The 17,528-nt window shown below is 63.3% G+C and carries 21 protein-coding genes and 1 tRNA gene; 10 read left to right on the plus strand and 12 right to left on the minus strand.

Features of this window, described 5'->3' with window-relative positions; genetic code table 11:
- Positions 1–41 precede the first annotated feature (41 nt).
- The 8 genes from SLT36_RS18930 (at position 42) to SLT36_RS18965 (ending at position 5,815) form a co-directional block, all read left to right on the plus strand.
- Entirely contained in the window at positions 42–1,577 is a 1,536-nt protein-coding gene (locus tag SLT36_RS18930) for an undecaprenyl-phosphate glucose phosphotransferase (RefSeq protein ID WP_432283920.1), read from the plus strand.
- Positions 1,574–2,812, plus strand: coding sequence for an O-antigen ligase family protein (locus SLT36_RS18935; protein WP_432283921.1), 1,239 nt, complete (start codon positions 1,574–1,576; stop codon positions 2,810–2,812). Before SLT36_RS18930 ends, SLT36_RS18935 begins: the two co-directional genes overlap by 4 nt.
- Before the next feature lie 233 nt (positions 2,813–3,045).
- Positions 3,046–3,282: a DUF1344 domain-containing protein gene (locus SLT36_RS18940; RefSeq protein ID WP_067962926.1), complete on the plus strand. Its 237-nt coding sequence runs from the start codon at positions 3,046–3,048 to the stop codon at positions 3,280–3,282.
- 475 nt (positions 3,283–3,757) lie between these two features.
- The gene (locus SLT36_RS18945; protein WP_067962929.1) at positions 3,758–3,994 is read left to right on the plus strand and encodes a DUF1344 domain-containing protein; all 237 of its coding nucleotides are present in this window, start codon (positions 3,758–3,760) and stop codon (positions 3,992–3,994) included.
- A 314-nt stretch (positions 3,995–4,308) separates the two neighbouring features.
- Entirely contained in the window at positions 4,309–4,560 is a 252-nt protein-coding gene (locus tag SLT36_RS18950; protein WP_432283922.1) for a DUF1344 domain-containing protein, read from the plus strand.
- A 298-nt stretch (positions 4,561–4,858) separates the two neighbouring features.
- A complete protein-coding gene (locus SLT36_RS18955) occupies positions 4,859–5,110 on the plus strand; it encodes a hypothetical protein (protein WP_310326756.1) in 252 nt (83 codons plus the stop codon).
- Between the two features lie 39 nt (positions 5,111–5,149).
- A complete protein-coding gene (locus SLT36_RS18960; protein WP_432283923.1) occupies positions 5,150–5,338 on the plus strand; it encodes a hypothetical protein in 189 nt (62 codons plus the stop codon).
- Positions 5,339–5,383: 45 nt separating this feature from the next.
- Positions 5,384–5,815, plus strand: coding sequence for an HD domain-containing protein (locus SLT36_RS18965; RefSeq protein WP_432283924.1), 432 nt, complete (start codon positions 5,384–5,386; stop codon positions 5,813–5,815).
- Positions 5,816–5,999: 184 nt separating this feature from the next.
- On the opposite strand, the gene SLT36_RS18970 is transcribed toward SLT36_RS18965, so the two are convergent.
- From SLT36_RS18970 to SLT36_RS19000, 7 genes are all read right to left on the minus strand, one after another.
- Positions 6,000–6,076, minus strand: a tRNA-Pro gene (locus SLT36_RS18970).
- Positions 6,077–6,185: 109 nt separating this feature from the next.
- On the minus strand, positions 6,186–6,725 hold the full coding sequence (locus SLT36_RS18975; RefSeq protein WP_067966704.1) for a MerR family transcriptional regulator: 540 nt from the start codon (positions 6,723–6,725) through the stop codon (positions 6,186–6,188).
- A gap of 117 nt (positions 6,726–6,842) precedes the next feature.
- Positions 6,843–7,166, minus strand: coding sequence for an integration host factor subunit alpha (locus SLT36_RS18980; RefSeq protein WP_067962942.1), 324 nt, complete (start codon positions 7,164–7,166; stop codon positions 6,843–6,845).
- Positions 7,167–7,294: 128 nt separating this feature from the next.
- Positions 7,295–8,266 carry a beta-ketoacyl-ACP synthase III gene (locus tag SLT36_RS18985; RefSeq protein WP_182575608.1) on the minus strand — a complete coding sequence of 324 codons (972 nt, stop codon included), beginning with the start codon at positions 8,264–8,266 and terminating at the stop codon, positions 7,295–7,297.
- Between the two features lie 12 nt (positions 8,267–8,278).
- A complete protein-coding gene (gene plsX, locus SLT36_RS18990; protein ID WP_432283925.1) occupies positions 8,279–9,346 on the minus strand; it encodes a phosphate acyltransferase PlsX in 1,068 nt (355 codons plus the stop codon).
- A gap of 105 nt (positions 9,347–9,451) precedes the next feature.
- A complete protein-coding gene (locus SLT36_RS18995) occupies positions 9,452–10,006 on the minus strand; it encodes a YceD family protein (protein ID WP_067962952.1) in 555 nt (184 codons plus the stop codon).
- 13 nt (positions 10,007–10,019) lie between these two features.
- Entirely contained in the window at positions 10,020–10,562 is a 543-nt protein-coding gene (locus tag SLT36_RS19000) for a ubiquinol-cytochrome C chaperone family protein (RefSeq protein WP_432283926.1), read from the minus strand.
- A gap of 113 nt (positions 10,563–10,675) precedes the next feature.
- Between SLT36_RS19000 and SLT36_RS19005 the strand changes: the two genes are divergently transcribed.
- Entirely contained in the window at positions 10,676–11,209 is a 534-nt protein-coding gene (locus SLT36_RS19005) for an outer membrane protein assembly factor BamE (RefSeq protein ID WP_286298035.1), read from the plus strand.
- A 159-nt stretch (positions 11,210–11,368) separates the two neighbouring features.
- On the opposite strand, the gene SLT36_RS19010 is transcribed toward SLT36_RS19005, so the two are convergent.
- Both SLT36_RS19010 and SLT36_RS19015 read right to left on the minus strand, forming a co-directional pair.
- The gene (locus SLT36_RS19010; RefSeq protein ID WP_067962958.1) at positions 11,369–13,516 is read right to left on the minus strand and encodes a sodium-translocating pyrophosphatase; all 2,148 of its coding nucleotides are present in this window, start codon (positions 13,514–13,516) and stop codon (positions 11,369–11,371) included.
- Positions 13,517–13,794: 278 nt separating this feature from the next.
- Positions 13,795–14,289, minus strand: coding sequence for a DUF2165 family protein (locus SLT36_RS19015; protein WP_067962961.1), 495 nt, complete (start codon positions 14,287–14,289; stop codon positions 13,795–13,797).
- On the opposite strand from SLT36_RS19015, the gene SLT36_RS19020 reads away from it, so the two are divergent.
- Positions 14,288–14,599: a hypothetical protein gene (locus SLT36_RS19020; RefSeq protein ID WP_432283927.1), complete on the plus strand. Its 312-nt coding sequence runs from the start codon at positions 14,288–14,290 to the stop codon at positions 14,597–14,599. The two genes, SLT36_RS19015 and SLT36_RS19020, sit on opposite strands and share 2 nt — an antisense overlap.
- Before the next feature lie 5 nt (positions 14,600–14,604).
- Here the strand turns inward: SLT36_RS19020 and SLT36_RS19025 are convergent, their stop codons facing one another.
- Genes SLT36_RS19025 through SLT36_RS19035 form a run of 3 tightly spaced genes read right to left on the minus strand, consistent with a single transcriptional unit; the run spans position 14,605 to position 17,497 of the window.
- Positions 14,605–15,351, minus strand: a complete 747-nt coding sequence (locus SLT36_RS19025; RefSeq protein ID WP_432283928.1) for an ABC transporter permease — start codon at positions 15,349–15,351, stop codon at positions 14,605–14,607.
- Positions 15,348–16,286, minus strand: coding sequence for an ABC transporter ATP-binding protein (locus SLT36_RS19030; RefSeq protein ID WP_067962971.1), 939 nt, complete (start codon positions 16,284–16,286; stop codon positions 15,348–15,350). Before SLT36_RS19030 ends, SLT36_RS19025 begins: the two co-directional genes overlap by 4 nt.
- Positions 16,283–17,497 carry an ABC transporter permease gene (locus SLT36_RS19035; protein WP_432288391.1) on the minus strand — a complete coding sequence of 405 codons (1,215 nt, stop codon included), beginning with the start codon at positions 17,495–17,497 and terminating at the stop codon, positions 16,283–16,285. The genes SLT36_RS19030 and SLT36_RS19035 overlap by 4 nt, the downstream gene beginning before the upstream one ends.
- Between the last annotated feature and the right edge of the window lie 31 nt (positions 17,498–17,528).

The following is a 17,528-nucleotide window of genomic DNA, read 5'->3' on the forward strand; positions in this document are numbered from 1 at the left end:
TCAATCTGGCAAACGGGCGACCGGCCAACAGATCGACGACGATGAACAACTTCGACCCAAAGCGCCGCTTCACCCCGGAAGCCGTGAAGGCGGCTGACGGCGACGGCAAATCGACCGACAAGCCCAAGCTGAGCAATGTCGCGCAAGAGGTGGCAGCGCAGTACCGTCGCGACACGATGTCCCCGGTCATGCTCAGCGGCATCCTGCGCCTGACCGAATTCGGCATGCTTTTCGTCACGGGCTTGGCACTCTATGCCTATCATGTCGGATTCCTCGGCCATCTGAGCTGGCAATATCCGCTGGTCATCCTCGCCGCCTCGCTGGCCGCGATCGTCCTTTTCGAGATCATGGACTGCTACCAGCTGCAGTCGCTGATGCGGGCGGGCGTCTCACTGGGACGGATGGCGCTGTGCTGGGCCACCACCTTCGCCCTGATGGCGGTCACTGCCTTCTTCATGAAGGTTTCGGCGGAGTTTTCGCGCCTGCTGTTCGGCAGCTGGTTCGTCATCGGGCTGGCGCTGCTCGTCGTCCAACGCCTGATCATGGCACGGGTCATCCGGCGCTGGGCCCGCAACGGCCGCATGGAGCGGCGGGCAGTCATCGTCGGCGGCGGCAAGGCAGCCGAAGTGCTGATCCGCTCGATCGAGCAGCACCCCTACAACGACATCCGCATTTGCGGCATCTTCGACGACCGCGACGACCGGCGTTCACCGCCGATCGTCGCCGGCTATCCCAAGCTCGGCACCGTCTCGGAACTGTTGGAATTCGCCCGCATCGCGCGCATCGACATGCTGATCGTGTCGCTGCCGCTGACGGCCGAAACCCGGGTTCTGCAGCTGCTCAAGAAGCTCTGGGTGCTGCCCGTCGACATCCGCCTGTCGGCGCATTCCAACCAGCTGCAGTTCCGGCCGCGCTCCTATTCCTATATCGGCGCGGTGCCGATGCTCGACATTTTCGACAAGCCGATCAACGACTGGGATTCGGTCGCCAAGCGGGCCTTCGACATCATCTTCAGCCTGTTCGGCATCGTCGTCTTTTCGCCCGTCATGCTGGCAACCGCGATCGCCATCAAGCTCGACAGCAAGGGCCCGGTGCTGTTCAAGCAGAAGCGCCACGGCTTCAACAACGAGGTGATCGAGGTCTACAAGTTCCGCTCGATGTTCACCGAGCTGTCCGACCCCTCGGCGAAAAAGACGGTGACCAAGAACGACCCGCGCGTCACCCGCGTCGGCCGCATCATCCGCAAGACCTCGATCGACGAGCTGCCACAGTTCTTCAATTCGCTGTTCGGCAGCCTGTCCCTGGTCGGCCCGCGCCCGCATGCGATTGCGGCGCAGTCGCACAACCTGCTCTACAATGAAGTGGTCGACGGCTACTTCGCCCGCCACAAGGTCAAGCCCGGCGTCACCGGCTGGGCCCAGATCAATGGCTGGCGCGGCGAGATGGACACCGACGAGAAGATCCGCAAGCGCACCGAGTTCGACCTCTACTACATCGAGAACTGGTCGCTCTGGTTCGACATCAAGATCCTGTTCCTGACGCCGATCCGCCTGCTCGACACGGAAAACGCCTATTGAGCGCGATCAGCTATGATCTGCCGCGGGCCGCGATCAACGCCAAGCTGATCGGGCTCATCGCCACCGGCGCCATTGCGCTGGGCGTATTGCTGTCGGGCTTCGTCATCCGCGAGCCGGCGCCTTACGAACTCTACATGGCCGGGCTGATCGCGGTGTGGTCGCTGTTCGGCCTGCGCATTTCGCGTGCCATCACCCCGTTGCTGGTGCTGATCGTGACCTTCAACATCGGCGGCATGATTGCGATGACGCAGATGGCGGAGCTGATGAACACGCCGCTCTATCTCGCCGTGTCGCTGTTCCTCGGCTTCACCGCCATCTTCTTCGCCGCGGTCACTGAAGCCGATCCGAGGCTGTTCAGGGTGATCTTCCTGTCCTGGGTGGCGTCGGCAGTGTTCACCTCGGTGCTCGGCATGCTCGGCTATTTCGGCGCCGTGCCCGGGGCGGAGATGTTCACCAAATATGGCCGCGCCGCCGGCGCCTTCCAGGACCCGAACGTCTTCGGCCCCTTCCTCACCCTGCCCGGCATCTACCTGCTCTACCGGGTGCTGACAGGCAATCCGCTCAAGATGGCGATCTATGCGGTGCCGCTGCTCATCGTCACCGGCGGCATCTTCCTGTCGTTCTCGCGCGGCGCCTGGGGGCTGTTCGGCGCCTCGGCCATCCTGCTCACCGGCTTCCTGTTCCTGCAAAGCGACAGCGGCAGGTTCCGGCTGCGGATCGTGGTGATGAGCATCGCGGCGATCGCGCTGCTGACAGTTGCGCTTTTGATCGTGCTGCAGATCCCCAGCATCGCCGAGCTGTTCACCACACGCGCCCAACTGGTCCAGGATTATGACGGCGCGCGCCTCGGCCGCTTCGCCCGCTATGCCATCGGCTTCCTTCTGGCGACCGAGAAACCTCTCGGCATCGGGGCGCTGGTGTTCGGCCAGATCTATGGCGAGGACACGCACAACATCTGGCTGAAGACGTTGATGGACTATGGCTGGCTCGGCTTTGCCAGCTACCTCCTGCTGATCGTGTGGACCGTCGCCGCCGGATTCCGCATCCTGCTGCGCAACCGGCCCTGGCAGCCCTATCTGCTGTCGGCCTATGTCGTGTTCCTCGGCCATATCGCGCTCGGCACCGTCATCGACACCGACCATTGGCGCCACTTCTACCTGCTGCTCGGCCTGATCTGGGGCTCGATCGCGCTCGAAGCCCGCCACCAGCGTGCCCAGACCTCGTCCGCCTACTGAAGCCTCGCCCGGTTTCTGACTCGCCGGCGACGGTCGCCGTTGCACACAAGATTCGCGTTTTGTGAACGGTCCGGCACCGCTTTGCCGGCTCAACTCAGCGTGACCGCTTTGTGAATCAGAGTGACCGATCAGCCTATGGCAATCGGAAAGGTAGGCGCCTATCTCACAGTGGTCAGCGAGACGGCACAACAACAAATGCCGATCCGCTACCGAAAAATGAAAGGACTACCCCCATGAAAAAGATCATCCTCGCCGCTTCGGCAATCGCTCTGATGTCTGGTGCAGCATTTGCTTCGTCCGCAGAAGGTGTTGTTGCCAAGTTCGACCCGGCCGTTCGCGTCATTACGCTCGAAAGCGGCCAGAGCTACTCGGTTCCGCGTGACGTTGCTATCCCGTCGATCCAGACCGGCGAGAAGGTTTCGATCCAGCTCAACGACGAAGGCGACAAGGTACAGGGCGTCCTCCGCTAAGCGGAAACCGCGATATCCCTGAACTGCCGATACCACCGAAAAAGCCACGGGCCCTCCCACCCGTGGCTTTTTTCGTTTGCGACGCCTGGCCCGCGGCACGAAGCGCAGATCCGCCCCATCGACCGCTACCTTGCCCAGTACAGCAAACACGGACGCACAGTTTCGCTCCGCAAGCCTCCGCAATCCACGACACGCACGACAATCCGGACACGCAGGGCCTGGCTGCGACCACAGCCATCCGCACAACGGCGCAACCAGACTCGCTGTTGCGCCAGGGCCGTTGCGCACAACTGCGCCGATTTGTGAACGGTCCGACACCGGTTTGCCGGCTCAACTCGGCGTGACTGCTTTGTGACTCAGAGTGACCGCTCCAGCTATGGAAATCGGAAAGTTAGGTGCCTATCTATCAGTGGTAAGCGAAACGACAAAACAACGAACCGTCGATCCGCTACCGAACATTGAAAGGACTAAAACAATGAAGAAGATCATCCTCGCCGCTTCGGCTGTCGCAATGATGTCAGGTGCCGCATTTGCTTCCTCCGCAAACGGCGTTGTTTCTCAGTTCAACGAGCAGGCGCGCGTCATTACACTCGAGAGCGGCCAGAGCTACACCGTCCCGCGCGACGTCGCCATCCCGGCGATCCAGGCTGGCGAAAAGGTATCGATCCAGCTCAACGACGAAGGCGACAAGGTCAATGCCGTTCTCCGCTAAGGCGGAACAGCCTTGACGGCCTGACTTGCCCCACAAGCCGGCCACTTCAGCAAAAAGCCATGGGTCCTCCCACCCATGGCTTTTTGCGTTTCAAGACGTGCCTGACACGGGATCCGCAGGCGAAAACAATCGCGCGAACGGCCGTTCGCCATCGGAGTTTCACCGATCCCGCGGCACGTTCGCGTGATCGAAACGTGTCTCGAGTTTACCTGTCAGCGCGTAACAAGCACGGCCAGCTGATCGTAGTTGACGGTATCAGCAAGGTGCCCCGCAGCAAAAGCAGCACCTCGCACAACCCCATCAGGAGAACGATCATGAACAAGCTCATCTTGGCTGCCGCCGCATTCGCACTCTTCTCCGGTTCGGCTCTCGCCTCCGACGCCAGCGGCGTCGTCACCCGCTTCAACGCCGACACCCGCGTCATCACGCTGCAGGGCGGCGACAGCTACACCATCCCGCGCGATGTCGCCCTGCCCTCGGTCAAGGTCGGCGAAAAGATCTCGATCCTCTTCAACGACGAAGGCGACCAGATCCGCAACGTGCTGGCCGGCCCAGACATGATGTAAGCCCGCCGCGGCAAGACGACAGTGAAGCCATGGGCGCACGCCGCGCCCATGGCTTTTTGTTGCACCCGGTCCGCCTGCCGCACCCGGGCCGGCCGCGGCCGACCTCTGCCCGAAAGTTCTCGGGCGGTCGGAAATTCAAGCCGGTGCGACACCATGACAGCGACAAAAGCGCGTGAGCTATTCGTGTTAGTTGTTTACCGAACCAAACCAACGGCAGGCCGTTTCTTCTGTGCACAAAGCAATTGGCGTCCCCCCTCCCGGATCCAAGCTTTGGTCATCGAGCAACAGGAGAAGTACAATGAGAAAGCTCATCCTTGCCGCCTCCGCCCTCGCCCTCATGTCGGGCGCAGCCCTTGCCACCGAGGTCGATGGCACCGTTGCCAAGTTCAACCCGGCGGTCCGCGTCATCACGCTCACCAATGGCGAGAGCTTCACCATTCCGCGCGACGTCGCGATCCCGCCGCAGCTGGCTCCCGGCAAGCGGGTGGCCATCGACCAGCATGACAACGGCGCCAAGATCGAAGCCGTGATGGTGGGTTCGGCAAGCTAGCCTCCAGCGCCGGCATCGGCTTTGACCTGAGACAACGCCATGGACGCCACCCAGCGTCCGTGGCGTTCTTCGTTTGGCCAAGCGCGGGACCGCAGCCGACAAGCCGAAGACCACGGCCTTGCACCGGCCGGCGAACCGCTCGAAACAGATGATATCGCGGGAGAAGACGTGGCCGGAACCGACGACAGCGGCTTATCGAGGCCTGCTGAAAAGATGAAACGCCTCTGATACGGTCAAGGGACGGACGTGCCGGCATATGACGCGGGAGAAGCCATGAGCGACCTGACTACTGCGATCCTTGTCGCGGCAAACGCGCATCACGGCCAGGTCGACAAGGCGAGGCAGCCCTATATCCTGCATCCGCTCCGGGTGATGCTTGCGGTCAACAGCGACGAAGACCGAATGGCCGCCGTCCTGCATGACGTCGTCGAAGACACCGAAGTCACTTTGGACGAGCTGCGGAGCAAGGGGGTCGATGCTGCGGTTGTCCGTGCAGTCGACGCGCTCACACGCCGGGATGATGAACCCTATGTCGATTTCATCAAGCGGGCGCGCGCCAACGAGATAGCGCGACGCGTCAAGATCGCCGACATCCTTGACAACACCAACCCCGAACGCGTGCGGGCCGCCGGGCTTGGACAGCAACATCTGGATCGCTACCGCGAAGCACTTCAAATGCCGACAGACGCCGAGAGCCAATCCTGATCGACGACCACCTGCACCACCGCAGTCGACGGCAACAGCATCCGCAGCAACGGCCCTGCGCCTGACAGCACGGCTCGGACAACCATTATCGACGCCGAAAAGATCGAAGCGAGACGGTAAATGTAAACCTTGGGGAAATCGGCAAACCGCAACCTGGGGGATGGCGGTTAAGTCTTTGTTCTAATGGTCGGAGTGGCCGGATTCGAACCGACGACCCCTTGACCCCCAGTCAAGTGCGCTACCGGGCTGCGCTACACTCCGGACCGGTCGCGATGTATCTTGATATGACCGCTTCGGTCAACCCAATTCGTCGGCTTTCCCGCCAACTTCTTCATTCGCGAGCAGAATATTTTCGTCGGCCTGACCGGCCTCAGCGAACCTGGTCGAGCAGGCGCTTGCATTCGAGCAGATCGAACAGCGCCTCCTGCAGCAAGGCGCGGTTGTCGCGCGACAGCTTGCCGGAATCGGCTGCCACCGGCCCCTCGTCGTCGCCCTTGCCCAGGCCGAAGAAGCGGCGGCTCGGCTTGGCGCGTGCCTCACCGACCAGCATCTCCTCATCGGGGCCGCGCGGCTGCGCTGCCGGCGTCAGCGGCGCCTCGGCCTGCTTGCGCTGGGCGATTGCCTCGACGGCCTTCATGTCGCCGCTGCCGATGGCGACCAGGAACTGGTTGCCATTGTCGCGCAAAAGCTTCTGCACGCCCTTGATGGTGTAGCCCTGCTCGTAGAGCATATGGCGGATGCCCTTGATCAGCTCGACATCCTGCGGCCGGTAATAGCGCCGGCCGCCGCCGCGCTTCATCGGCTTGATCTGGGTGAAACGGGTTTCCCAGAAGCGCAGCACATGCTGCGGCAGATCAAGGTCTTCGGCAACTTCGCTGATGGTGCGGAAGGCGTCGGGGCTCTTGTCCATGGTCGCCACTTTCGCAAAAAACGATTCGTGATCCATTTCAGCGCTTTGGGCAACAACATTCAAGCCCGGTGCGAATCACGCACCAGGCTATCAACCAGATTATCGGGAGCTGGCTGCCTACTTCGAGGCCTTGGACTTGCCGTTCTGGTGAGCCCGCAGGATACGGCTCTTGAGCACGTTGGATGCCTTGAAGGTCATCACCCGGCGCGGCAGGATCGGCACTTCTTCACCCGTCTTGGGGTTGCGGCCGACACGTTCGTTCTTGTCGCGAACGTGGAAGGTGGCGAAAGACGACAATTTCACCGTCTCGCCACGCACGATTGCTTCGCAGATTTCGTCGAGAACGGTTTCGACCAGCTGCGCCGATTCCGTGCGCGACAGGCCGACTTTCCGATAGACGGATTCAGCGAGGTCGGCACGTGTCAGTGTCTTTCCCCCCATGCGACGGGCCCCATCCTCAATATCTGAAATCCAGCAACGCGCCGGAGGTTAAGTAATTGATCCGTCAAGGTCAAGGACCGATCCGATGACCTTTTCAAGACACCGCGCGGAGGCCTGAGCCTGCGCGCTCACCACCTCACGAGCACGGCGCCCCAGGTGAAACCGCCGCCCATCGCCTCGAGCATGACAAGGTCGCCCTTCTTGATGCGTCCGTCGGCAACGGCAGCCGAAAGCGCCAGCGGCACCGAGGCGGCCGACGTGTTGCCGTGCAGATGCACCGTCACGACGGCCTTTTCCTCGGCAATGCCGAGCTTCTTGGCCGAGGCATCGATGATGCGCTTGTTGGCCTGGTGCGGCACGAACCAGTCCAGTGTGTCGGCTGATACACCGGTCTGGGCGAAAACATCCTCGATCACGTCGGTGATCATGCCCACCGCATGCTTGAAGACCTCGCGGCCTTCCATCTTGAGATGGCCGACGGTGCCGGTGGTCGACGGACCGCCATCGACATAAAGCTTGTCCTTGTGCGTTCCGTCGGAGCGCAGGCTGGCGGCGAGCACGCCGCGGTCGGCGATGGTGCCCGCACTTTCTTCAGCTTCCAGCACCAGCGCTCCGGCGCCGTCGCCAAACAGCACGCAGGTCGAGCGGTCGGTCCAGTCGAGAATGCGCGAAAACGTCTCCGAGCCGATCACCAGAACGCGCCTGGCAAGGCCGCCCTTGATGTAGAGGTCGGCGGTGGTGACGGCGTAGACGAATCCACTGCACACGGCCTGCATGTCGAAGGCGAAGCCATGGCGCATGCCGAGCCGGTTCTGGATCTCGACGGCGGTTGCGGGAAAGGTGTTGTTCGGCGTCGAGGTGGCGAGCACGATCAGGTCGATATCGTCAGGCGTCAGGCCGGCATTGTCGAGCGCTGCGCGGGCCGCAGCCTCACCGAGCGAGGCAGTCGTCTCGTCGTCGGCGGCGATGTGGCGCTGGCGGATGCCGGTGCGCTGGGCGATCCACTCGTCCGAGGTCTCGACCATGCCTTCGAAATCGGCGTTCTTCATGATGCGGCGGGGCAGCGCCGAACCAATGCCGCGCACAACTGATCTGATCACGTTGAAAAAATCCTATTCCTGATCTTCGACCGCGGCCGCGGGGCGACCCATTGCAGCATGCGGGTTGCGTGCATGAAACAGGTCGAGGTCGGCTTCGATACGGTCGAGCAGCCGGTTCCGGACCATATCATAGGCCATTTCGATGGCAGCAGCGAAGCCGTCGGCGTCAGCGCCGCCATGGCTTTTCACCACGATACCGTTGAGGCCGAGGAAGACGCCGCCATTGGCGCGACGCACGTCCATCTTCTCGCGCAGCCGGTCGAAAGCGCCCTTGGCAAAGAGATAGCCGATCTTGGCCATCAGCGTGCGGCTCATCGCTTCGCGCAGATAGCCGGCGATCTGGCGTGCCGTGCCTTCGGCGGTCTTGAGCGCGATGTTGCCGGAAAAGCCCTCGGTGACGACCACGTCGGTGGTGCCCTTGCCGATGTCGTCGCCTTCGACGAAACCCTGGTAGTTCATCGAGGCCATGTTGGCCTCGCGCAGCATGCGCCCGGCTTCCTTGACCTCTTCCTGGCCCTTGATCTCTTCGACGCCGACATTGAGCAGGCCGACAGTCGGCCGATCGATGCCGAACAGGGCGCGAGCCATGCCGGTGCCCAGAATGGCGAAATCGGTGAGCTGGTGCGCATCCGCGCCGATGGTGGCGCCGACGTCGAGCACGACGCTCTCGCCGCGCGCCGTCGGCCACAGGGCGGCGATGGCGGGGCGGTCGATCGTCGCCATGGTGCGCAGGCAGAATTTCGACATCGCCATCAGCGCGCCGGTGTTGCCGGCGGAGACGCAGGCGTCCGACGTGCCCGACTTGACCGCTTCGATCGCCTTCCACATCGACGACTTCCAGCGCCCCTGGCGCAGCGCCTGGCTCGGCTTGTCGTCCATGCGCACGGCGACCTCGCAATGCACGAACTCGTTGACGGCAGCAAGCTTGGGATACTTGGCCAGCTCGGGACGGACCACTTCTTCGCGGCCATAGATGATGAAGCGAATATCGGTGCGCCTGATGGCGACCTTGGCCAGGGCAGGAATGATCACGGAAGGGCCGTGATCGCCACCCATGGCATCAATGGAAATCTTGATCACGCGTCGGTCATCTCACTGTTGGCGTAGCTGGGCACGCAAAAGTCCGGCGAAAGTAACGGTTTTGGATAACCGCACAACCGGGATTACGCGAAACGGCGGGCGTTTTCAAAGCTTCTTGGATATTAGGCGGAGCTTTTTCTGGAATTCGCTCTCGACTGGCTCGACATCGTCATCGTCAGTACTGGCGACCGCGACGCCGGTCTTGCGCGGATAAGGGTCGATGGCGAGGCCGAAGAACTCCTCGGCCAGCGCGCCCGCGTCGATGGTGTCGCCGGTGAAGGTTTCGGGCGCGTCGGGGCCCTCGGCGTCGAGCAGGATTTCGCCGGCCGCGTTGAAGCCCTGCCTGGCAAGCTTGGAGTCCTCGGGCAGGAAAACGCCCTCGACATCCTCGTCGATCACCGCCTCGACAGGCTCAAGCGTGACGACGCAGGCCTGGGTGATCGCTGCCTGGACCCGACCTCGGACCTTGACGCCATTGCGCTTCCACTTGGTGACGAGCAGGTCCGCCTTGTAGCGTTCGACCGACGTCAGGCCATGCACCTCGGCCAATGCGGCACGCTGGGCGGCATCGGCATCGACTGTTACAGCCATGCCCTTCTGCGGCAGCCGGGCGACATTGACCTTGAAGGAAACCGGACTCTGGGTCTCGTCAGGCATCATGGGGTGGCCTCCTTCAGGCTGCCTGCGGCGCCGGATATGACAATTTGCCGGCACATATGTCTTCCGACGGCTGCTCGGCAAGAGCGCGATTCGCCGCAAAGACATATTCGGCGAGTGCTGCGGCTTCCGGCCACTCCTTCACCTCGGGGCGGACATTGCGCAAAAGTGCTGCGGCAAGCGCCGGATGATCGTCGCCTTCGAGCGCGTTCTTGTAGGATTCGGTGCGGCCGTAGAACATCTTGGCCAGCTTCTTCATGCGCTTGGGCACGCCGACGTCGCTGATGCCGAGCTCGCGCAGCGAATGGTCGACATCGAGGAAGAACTCGTCGATCAGGCGCTGGGCGATGTCGGCCGCAGCCCCCGGCTCGCCGCGCAAACGATGCTGAAACAGGAACATGTGCAGCGAAAGCATCTCGAAACGGCCGAGCGGCGTGTCGGGAACATTCCATGCGGAATAAAAAGGTTCCTGCCGCGCGGCTGCCACGATTCGTGTATAGAGCGCCTCGGTGATGGCGCGATTGGCTTGGCGTTCACGGCCAAACAGACGCTGGAACATTTTGAGGGCGGTCTCCCGGGGACCCGTTTCGCTTAGTGGCCTTGTTGCATCGGCGCGCAAGCTGGTTTACCGGTTTTGCGGCTTCGCGCAAGCAGGGGCTCTGGCACGACAGGATGGAGTTGTTGTTGCACTCGCTGAAATTCAAGATGCCATTTTCGTTGCGTCCGGCTGGCGCCGTGTCGCTGATCGTGGCCGCTGCCGCGCTGTCGGCATGCAACACCTCGAAGACGTTCGGTGACCTGACCCCCAGCGAGACGCTGACCCAGGGCTATGTCATCGACCAGCAGTCGATCGACTCCGTGCCGGTGGGCTCGAGCCGCGAGCAGGTGCTGCTCGCTCTCGGCACGCCGTCGACGACGGCGACCTTCGACAATGAGGTGTTCTACTACATCTCGCAGACGCGCCGGCGCGCCGTCGCCTTCGCCAAGCCGAAGCTGATCGAACAGCGCGTGCTGGCCGTCTATTTCGGCGCCGACGGCCGCGTCTCGAACATCGCCAATTACGGCCTGCAGGAAGGCAAGGTGTTCGACTTCATCTCGCGCACGACGCCGACCGGCGGCAAGGACCAGAACTTCCTCGGCCAGCTGCTTTCGGGCGCCGGCAAGATGGGGTCGAGTGCTGCCAGCAGCATCTTCGGCGGCAGCTGATCCGCCCACTGAGGTTCAGAAATCTCAGGCAACAGAACCCGCGGAAGCAATTCCGCGGGTTTTTCTTTGGGCTGGACAAGGCCTACGAAAAACCCCGCCCGCAGAGGCTGCGGACGGGGTCCCTGGTTCTGCCTCGGAGAGGCAAGCAGTTCGGCAGGATCAGCCGCCGCTATGCGCGAGCACGGCGAGCAGCAGAAGGGCGACGATGTTGGTGATCTTGATCGCCGGGTTCACTGCCGGGCCGGCAGTGTCCTTGTAGGGATCGCCGACGGTATCGCCTGTCACCGAGGCCTTGTGGGCCTCGGAGCCCTTCAGGTGCTTGACGCCGTCCTTGTCGGTGAAGCCGTCCTCGAACGACTTTTTGGCGTTGTCCCAGGCACCGCCGCCTGAAGTCATCGAAATCGCAACGAACAGGCCGTTGACGATGACGCCGAGCAGCGACGCACCCAGGGCGGCAAAGGCCGAGGCCTTGGAGCCCGAGATCAGCAGCACGCCGAAATAGACGACGAGCGGCGCCAACACCGGCAGCAGCGACGGAATGATCATTTCCTTGATCGCCGCCTTGGTCAGAAGGTCGACGGCGCGGGCGTAGTTGGGCTTCGAGGTGCCCTTCATAATGCCCGGATCCTCGCGGAACTGCTTGCGCACCTCCTCGACGATCGAGCCTGCGGCACGGCCGACGGCGGTCATTGCGATGCCGCCGAACAGATAAGGAATGAGGCCGCCGAAGATCAGGCCGGCGACGACGTAAGGGTTGGACAGATCGAACGACACCGTGCCGATGTCGGCGAAATACGGGAACTGCGCGCTGTTGGCGGCAAAGTACTGCAGGTCGTAGCTGTAGGCGGCAAACAGCACCAGAGCGCCGAGACCGGCCGAGCCGATGGCGTAGCCCTTGGTAACGGCCTTGGTGGTGTTGCCGACCGCATCAAGCGCGTCGGTCGAATGACGCACTTCCTTGGGCAGGCCGGCCATTTCGGCAATGCCGCCGGCATTGTCGGTGACCGGGCCGAAGGCATCGAGCGCCACGATCATGCCGGCAAGGCCGAGCATGGTGGTGACGGCAATGGCCGTGCCGAACAGGCCGGCAAGCTGGAAGGTGGCGATGATGCCGCCGACGATGACGATGGCCGGCAGCGCCGTCGATTCGAGCGATACGGCCAGGCCCTGGATCACGTTGGTGCCGTGACCGGTGACCGACGCCTGGGCGATCGAATTGACCGGGCGCTTGTTGGTACCGGTGTAGTATTCGGTGATGACGACGATCAGCCCCGTCACCACCAGGCCGATCAGGCCGCAGATGAACAGGTTCTGACCAGTGATCACGACACCACCCCCGGTGCCGATTTCACCCCAGCCGACAGTCAGCGAGGTCGCCGCCCCCAGGCCGACGATCGAGAGAAGGCCAGTGACGATCAGCCCCTTGTAGAGCGCGCCCATGATCGAGCCGTTGGAGCCGAGCTTGACGAAGAACGTGCCGACGATCGAGGTGATGATGCAGGCGCCGCAGATGGCGAGCGGGTAGAGCATCACGTTGGAGAGAACCTCGGTTCCGCCGAAGAAGATGGCGCCGAGCACCATGGTGGCGACGACGGTCACGGCATAGGTTTCGAACAGATCGGCGGCCATGCCGGCGCAGTCGCCGACATTGTCGCCGACGTTGTCGGCGATGGTGGCCGGGTTGCGCGGATCATCCTCGGGGATGCCGGCTTCCACCTTGCCGACGAGATCGCCGCCGACATCGGCACCCTTGGTGAAGATGCCGCCACCGAGACGGGCGAAGATCGAGATCAGGGAAGCGCCGAAACCGAGCGCCACCAGCGAATCGATGACGACGCGGTCGGCAGGCGCATGGCCCATCGGGCCGGTCAGAACGAGGTAGTAGACGGAGACGCCAAGCAGAGCGAGGCCGGCCACCAGCATTCCGGTGATGGCGCCCGACTTGAAGGCGATGTCGAGGCCGGCGGCGAGGCTGTTGGAGGCGGCCTGCGCAGTGCGCACATTGGCCCGGACCGAAACATGCATGCCGATGAAGCCGGCAGCACCTGAAAGCACTGCACCAATCAAAAAGCCGATCGCCGCGGTCGCGGAAAGCAGCCACCATGCGAGCAGGAACACAACGACGCCGACGATGGCGATGGTGGTGTATTGGCGCGCCAGATATGCCTGCGCACCTTCTCGGATGGCGGCGGAGATTTCCTGCATGCGCGCATTGCCCTGGTCGGATGCAAGCACCGACTGAGTCGCCCAGATGGCGTACAGGACAGATAGCAGGCCGCAGGCGATGACGACGTAAAGCATTGTCATTGCCAATTTCTCTTCCCTGATTGTGCCCGGAATTCCCCTCCCCGGGCTAGTGAACGAGACCGGCAGCCTCTCATTGGTTTCCGGCCCCTGGCGAACAATCCGAAACAGGGCAGCGCACGTCAAGATATCGAAAAGGTGTTTCTCGGCTTTCGCCGCCCCGTTATTGCCGACAACAGAGCTTTGGAGCGCCGTGCGTCCGGATAGACGCACAAACAACGCGCCAACTCATCAGCTCTGCGCATCATGCTTTCCGCAAATCGATTCCGATTTTCGGAGCATCAGGCCAGATCACGATCCGGCTGATTGACGAAGATCAGCACCGCCAGCATGGTCATGTAGAATTTGAAGGCGGCGTCCTGGCCGTTCCATGTGCTTGACTGCCACATGGCGAACCATTCGCCGCCAACGACCATGAAGCCCAGGAACCAGACCAGGAAACCCATGGTGGCGCCGATGACGACGAAGCCCTTGGCGTCATCGAACTGCCGGCCCGAACCTTTGCGTGCCTGCCAGAGTTGCAGCGCGGCGATCAGGAACAGCACGCAGGTCAGCGCCTCGCCGAAGATGATCAACCAGTAGCCGACGGTCCACAATGTCGGACTGGTGATCGAGCGATACATCAGCGCGTTGCCCGGGAAAGTGGTGTCCATGCTCAGCACGTGCTGGACGAAGGCGAAGTTGGAGCCGTAGTCGGTGATATTGCCGAACGCCACCAGAAAGGCGAAAGCTGCAAGACAAAGACACATCACGATCTTAGAGAGACGCCAAACCATGGCAAAAACTCCTTCAAATGGCAGACCGGGGCATCAGCCAGATCAATCACCGAGTCTCGGCGGCGGCGCAACTGCCGAGACGATCGAGGTGACGCTGACCGGCTCGGCGCGGATCCATGCCGGCAAGGCGGGGTTGGAGGGTGTGCTCGGCACGCTTGCGCTTTCGCCACAGTGCCAGACGGGCGACGTGGTGACGGTGTCGGCAAACGGCGCCAGTCACGACTTTGCCGTGCTGCGCCGCCGCTGGATCCTTGATGCAGCGGGCAACCGGCTCGAGATCACGCTCGACTATCCGGCGCGTGGCCGGTAGGCCGCTCAGGCCACCTGCCCCATGCGCCGCGCCGCCATGCGCTCCAGCGCCGAAAGCGCGTCATAGATCAGAACGGCAAGGGCCGCGACGATCAGCCCGCCCTGCAGGACGAAGGCCAGATTGTTGGATTGCAGCCCGGCGATGATGACCTCGCCGAGGGTCTTTGCGGCAACGGTCGAGCCGATGGTGGCGGTGGCGAGACTGATGACAACCGACAGCCGGATGCCGGCGAGCATGACCGGCAGGCAAAGCGGCAGCTCGACCTTGGTGAGGCGCTGCCAGCCGGTCATGCCGGCGCCGCGGGCCGCCTCGACGATGTTGGGCGGCGTGGTGGTGAGGCCGGTCAGCGTGTTTTCGAAAATCGGCAGCAGGCCGTAGAGGAACAGCGCAATCAGCGTCGGCTTCTCGCCGAAGCCGACGGCGGGAACGGCAAGCGCCAGCACCGCGACCGGCGGAAAGGTCTGGCCGATATTCACCAGGCTGCGCGACAATGGCAGGAATTCGGCGCCGATTGGCCGGGTGACAAGGATGGCGAGTGCAACCGCAACGACGATCGCCGCAGCGGTGGCGATGGCGACGGTGCGCAGGTGCAGCAGCGCCAGCGACAGCAGGCTGCCCTGGTTGTAGACCGCCGGTGCGCCATTCTGGGTCAGCGGCCTGAGCAGCGGCTCGAACCACAGCGGATTGCTCAGGAACGCCACCAGCACCGCCAGCAGGCACAGGCGCAGCAGCAGCGGAAGCCAGGCCTTCATTGCGGCCTCGCGGCACGTTTCACAAGGCCTTCGACCGTCACGCGGCCAAGGGCAGCACCATTTTCGCCCGTCACCGGCATGGCGGGCCGTCCCGACCACAACAGCTCGGCGAGCGCATCGCGTTGGCTTGCCCCGGCACGGATGCCCTCGCCCGCCGCCGGTCCCGGCTCGACGGCATCACCGACGGTGCCGAGCGACAGAAGCTTGAACGGACGGTCGGAGGCGCCGATCAGCGTCTCGACGAAATCGCTGGCGGGATTGGCCAGGATCTCGGCCGGTGTCGCATACTGGACGAGCTTGCCGGCATCCATGACGGCGATGCGGTCGCCGAGGTGAACCGCCTCCTCCATGTCGTGGGTGACGAGGATGATGGTGGTGCCGAAGCGCTTCTGGATCGCCAGCAGGTCTTCCTGCGCCTTGGTGCGGATGATCGGGTCGAGCGCGCCGAAAGGTTCGTCCATCAGAAGCACGTTGGGCTCGGCGGCGAGCGCGCGGGCGACGCCGACACGCTGCTGCTGGCCACCCGACAACTCATGCGGATAACGCGGGCCAAAGGCTGCGGGATCGAGCTGCAGCAAGGCCAGCAGCTCGTCGACCCGCGCCTTGATGCGCTGAGCGTCCCAGCCGAGCAGCGCGGGAACGGTGGCGATGTTCTGTGCCACGGTGCGGTGCGGAAACAGACCATTGCCCTGGATGGCGTAGCCGATGCTGCGGCGAAGCTCATGGCCCGGCACCGAGCGGTTGTCGATGCCGTCGAGCCTGATCGTGCCGGAGCTCGGCTCGACCAGGCGGTTGATCATGCGCAACAGCGTCGTCTTGCCCGAACCCGAGGTGCCGACGATCACGGTGACCGTGCGCGGCTCAATGACCATCGAGACGTCGTCGACGACAGTGGTCTCGCCGTAGCGCTTGGTGATGTGGTCGATTTCGATCATGCGGCAGCCACTTCGGTGGATTTGCGGGTCGCGACGGTTTCGACCACTGCGTCGAGAATGATGGCGGCGGCAAAGGCCAGCGCCACCGTCGGCACGGCGCCGAGCAGGACGAGATCCATCGCCGTCTGGCCGACGCCCTGGAAAACGAAGACCCCGAAACCGCCGCCGCCGATCAGCGCGGCGATGGTGGCAAGGCCGATGTTCTGGACCAGCACGATTCGGATGCCGGTCAGGATGACGGGAAAGGCGAGCGGGAACTCGACGCTGCTCAGCCGCTGCCAGCCCGTCATGCCCATGCCGCGCGCCGCGTCATTGGCTGCACGCGGCACGCCGGCAAGACCGACGACGGTGTTGGCGACCACCGGCAGCAGCGAATAGAGAAACAGCGCGACGAAGGCCGGTGCAGCACCTATGCCGCGAATGCCGAGCGCAGAGGCGCCGGGAACATTGGCGGCGACCCAGCCGAGCGGCGCGATCAGGATGCCGAACAGCGCAATCGACGGAATGGTCTGTATGATGTTGAGCACGTTGAGCACGCCGTCCCGCAGCGCCTGGACACGGTGACACAGGATGCCGAGCGGCAGACCGACAAGGGTGGCGGCAAGCAGCGAGCCGAGGGCCAGTTCGACATGACGCCGCGCCTCGTTCCAGAAACTGTCGGCGCGATTGGCGTATTCCTTGAGGATCGACAGACTGTCCCATTGCCCCGAGGCGAGCAGAAGCCAGATTGCCGCGGCGGCGATGCCGAGCACGACGACGCGCCCGACCGGCGACAGTTGCAGCCGGGTCAGGACATCGGCGAGCAGAAGCGTGAAGGCAAAGATCAGCAGCCAGTAGCCGGAGGCCGGCGATATCCGGGCAAAGGTATTGCCTTCAGGGGTCAGGTGGCTGCCGGCGACGCCGATGAGCAATGCGAGCGACGCAAGCGCCACGGCGGCGGCGCCTAGCCGTGCCACCAGGGGCGTCCTGAACAGGGCAATGAGGCCGGCGGCAACCAGAACGGCAAGCAGAACCGCGCCGAGCGGCTGCGGCAGGGCCTCGATGATCGAACGCGGCTCGCCAGCGACGATGCGGTTGGCGCGGAAAATGGCAAATGGCGCCGAGAAGGCGCCATAACAGGCGATCAAGGCGATCACCACGCCAAGCTTGTCGAACCTGATGCTCACGACTGCGATGCGTCCCCGGTTCCCCTGGCGCGCACCCCGATGCATGACCCCGACAATCGATGGCGATTGTCGCATG

This window comes from Aminobacter sp. BA135, from assembly GCF_050859125.1.
In the GTDB taxonomy this organism is placed as follows: Bacteria; Pseudomonadota; Alphaproteobacteria; order Rhizobiales; family Rhizobiaceae; genus Aminobacter; species Aminobacter ciceronei.